Origin of the sequence: uncultured Thiocystis sp. (assembly GCF_903866365.1) — a bacterium.
In the GTDB taxonomy this organism is placed as follows: domain Bacteria; phylum Pseudomonadota; class Gammaproteobacteria; order Chromatiales; family Chromatiaceae; genus Chromatium.
Genome location: NZ_CAIPNF010000319.1, coordinates 1 through 3,144, shown reverse-complemented (window position 1 = coordinate 3,144; position 3,144 = coordinate 1). Strand labels below are relative to the sequence as shown.

General features: G+C 65.7%; 4 protein-coding genes. 2 read left to right on the top strand and 2 right to left on the bottom strand.

The features are described from left to right. Positions 1-483 (bottom strand): class I adenylate-forming enzyme family protein (locus QZY07_RS18255; protein WP_295405789.1); only part of this gene is annotated, 483 nt, incomplete at its 3' end. A 108-nt stretch (positions 484-591) separates the two neighbouring features. Continuing rightward, a complete protein-coding gene (locus QZY07_RS18250) occupies positions 592-1,278 on the bottom strand; it encodes a 4'-phosphopantetheinyl transferase superfamily protein (RefSeq protein WP_295405787.1) in 687 nt (228 codons plus the stop codon). A gap of 55 nt (positions 1,279-1,333) precedes the next feature. On the opposite strand from QZY07_RS18250, the gene QZY07_RS18245 reads away from it, so the two are divergent. Continuing rightward, positions 1,334-1,543 (top strand): hypothetical protein, encoded by a 210-nt coding sequence (locus QZY07_RS18245; protein ID WP_295405785.1) that lies wholly within the window; start codon positions 1,334-1,336, stop codon positions 1,541-1,543. 68 nt (positions 1,544-1,611) lie between these two features. Further along, positions 1,612-3,144 (top strand): Tex-like N-terminal domain-containing protein (locus QZY07_RS18240; RefSeq protein WP_295405783.1); only part of this gene is annotated, 1,533 nt, incomplete at its 3' end.

Genomic DNA, 3,144 nt, shown 5'->3' with positions numbered 1-3,144 from the left:
GTCGGGATCGATGGGCGGCGCGGGCGGGTCCGCCGCCACGGCGAGATCGTCGAACCGGCAGTCGACCGCTTCGGGATCGACCGGGCCGATCCCGATGCGCAAGGTCACGCCCGGCGCCTCGGTCAGCGCCACCGCCGTCGGTTCGGCAAAGGCGGCATGAAAGCAGATCGCCTGGGCGCCGGCATCGTTCAGCACAAAGGCGATGGCCGTTGGCGGCAGCAGCAGATTGATCGGCACGGCACAGGCACCGGCCTTGAGGATGCCCAGATAACAGACGACGAAGGCGGCGCCGTTCGGGCAGTAGAGCCCGACGCGATCGCCGGGCGCGATGCCGCGCGCGATCAGGCCGGCGGCCATGCCGTCGCTGGCCTCGTCGAGGTCTGCATAGGTCCAGGTTCGCTCCTGGGCGAGGATGGCCGGCGTCTCGGCGAAGCGTTTGGCCGTGTGTCGGAAGCGTTGGGGGAGCGTGGGGGGCGATGTCATGGATTTGAAGCGACCTCGGTGTCGAGAACGGGGATCTTGCAGGTGATCATTCATGGGCTTCGCAATGGCATTTCAAGCCATTCCCCAATTCGCACCCCCTCAAAAATCTTAGTGCGAATCCAAGTCAAACGTCAGCCATTGCGTCATCGGTGGAAGCCAAGCACGGGCAACGGCGGCGATATAGCCGGTTTCTGGGATGCAATGCGCGATCATCGGCCGGATCGCGTCGGTGGCGCGCGGACGAAACAATCCGCGTCCATCCGACTTCGCATCCGCTTCGAGCGCGGTCCAGGCCCGATAAAAAGCGTCCAGGCGCTCCGCATCAGGGGCCGCCGCCAGTCTCCCGAGCGCGTCCGGCTCGAACATGCGCTCCGCGACGCCCTGAAGATTGACACGTGGGCGAATCCACTCGCAATCCACGCCCACCTCGCTCGCCGGTCCGGTGCAGAGGCCGACGAGGGCCAGATCGCCGGTGGTGGTCAGGTTGAACGAAATCGCGCTTGCCGCAACGAATGGCTTGCCGGCCGGCCCGTGTTCAAACGCGATGGCGCGGGGCGCGAGGTCGAGATAGCGCGCGAGGATCAGACGCAATCCCGCGTGCGAGCGGACATAGCGTTCGCGGTAAGCCGCATGACGCATGCGCCGGGCGCGCGCCTGCTGGCGTTCGCCGAGCAGCGACAGACCCTGGTCGAGATCCAGGCCGCGGTCGTCGGTGCGAATCCGCCACAGATGGAAATCCCCTGATTCGAGATCCAACGATCCGCGGGCGGGTTTCCAATGGATGACTTCCGACATCGTGAATCCTGCATGATCCTGTCTATAATGCTCGCCCCAGGATCAGGAGGCGTTTGTGCATACGCTAGAAGAATCCCGCGTCGAGGCGCGTATCGAGGCATTGTGTCAGAAGGGCTGTCGTCAGGTGCGGCGCGATCTCGCCGCCCTGGAGGCGGGTGCCGAGCTTCCCGAGACTCAAGGTCTGAGCCCCCGCGAACGCGCCCTGCTGATCGCCGAATTAAAGCAGATCATGGCCGTCTATGGCGAGACCTGCCGTCTCGATTGAACCCCACCGAGCGCATCGACCGTGCATGTCGACGCCGATTCCAGCCTGTACCGGACACTTTGAACCCTATGATTAGCATGATCGAGATCATCAGCCAGGAAATCGCCGCCCGCCCGGCCCAGGTGGAGGCGGCCATCCGGCTGCTGGACGAGGGTGCGACCGTGCCCTTTATCGCCCGTTATCGCAAGGAGGTTACCGACGGTCTCGACGATATCCAGTTGCGTCATCTGGAGGAGCGGCTCGGCTATCTGCGCGAGTTGGGCGAACGGCGGGTAGCGGTGCTCAAAAGCATCGAGGAACAAGGCAAGCTGACCGCCGAACTGCACGCCGAGATCCTGTCCGCCGAGACCAAACAGCGGCTCGAAGACCTCTATCTGCCCTACAAGCAAAAGCGCCGCACCAAGGCGATGATCGCCCGCGAGGCCGGGCTGGAGCCGCTGGCGGATGCGCTGCTCGCCGATCCGACCCTGATCCCCGAGATCCGCGCCACGGACTTCGTCGACGCGACGAAAGGGATCGCCGACCCGGCCGCCGCGCTCGAAGGGGCACGCCAGATCCTGATGGAACGCTTCGCCGAAGATCCCGAATTGACCGGCCAACTGCGCGACCATCTCTGGGAGCGCGGCATCCTGGTCTCGCAGGTGATGGAGGGTCAGGAGCAGGAAGGCAGCAAGTTTTCGGACTATTTCGACTACCGCGAGGCCATCGCCAAGGTGCCGTCGCATCGCGCGCTGGCGCTTTTCCGGGGCCGCAATCAGGGCGTTCTGAGCCTGGAATTGCTGGCCGGGGAGGGCGAGGATCCCGACGCGCTCTGTCGCGCACGGGTCGCCGCGCGGTTCGGCATCCGTCACCAGGGACGCGCCGCCGACGACTGGCTCGCCGAGACGGTGCGCAAGACCTGGCGCATCAAGCTGTTGACCCGGCTCGATCTGGAACTCAAGGGGCGTCTGCTGGAGTCGGCGGAAGAAGAGGCGATCCGGGTCTTCGGACTCAATCTCAAGGCTCTGCTGCTCGCCGCGCCGGCGGGCCGGCTGCCGACCCTCGGGCTCGATCCCGGTCTGCGCACCGGCGTCAAAGTCGCGGTGGTCGACGCGACCGGGCGGGTGGCGGCCACCGACACCATCTATCCGCATGTCCCCAAGAATCAGTGGGACGCCTCGCTCGCGCGGCTCGCGACGCTCGCCAAGACGCATGGCGTCAAGCTCATCAGCATCGGCAACGGCACCGCCTCGCGCGAGACCGACCGGCTCGCCCGCGACCTGATCGCGCGTCATCCGGAGTTGGGTCTGCGCTCGATGGTGGTCAGCGAGGCCGGGGCCTCGGTCTATTCGGCCTCCGAATTCGCGTCCAAGGAACTGCCCGAGCTGGATGTCTCGCTGCGCGGAGCGGTCTCCATCGCCCGCCGTTTACAGGATCCGCTCGCCGAACTGGTCAAGATCGATCCCAAGGCGATCGGGGTCGGTCAGTATCAGCACGATGTCAACCAGAGCCGCCTGGCCCGCGCGCTGGATACCCTGGTCGAGGACTGCGTCAACGCGGTCGGCGTGGATCTCAATACCGCCTCCGTGCCGCTGCTGACGCAGGTGTCCGGACTCAATCGC

Coding starts and splice junctions, on each gene's coding strand:
- QZY07_RS18250 (WP_295405787.1), bottom strand. CDS start 1,278: ATGTCGGAAGTCATCCATTGGAAACCCGCCCGCGGATCGTTGGATCTC.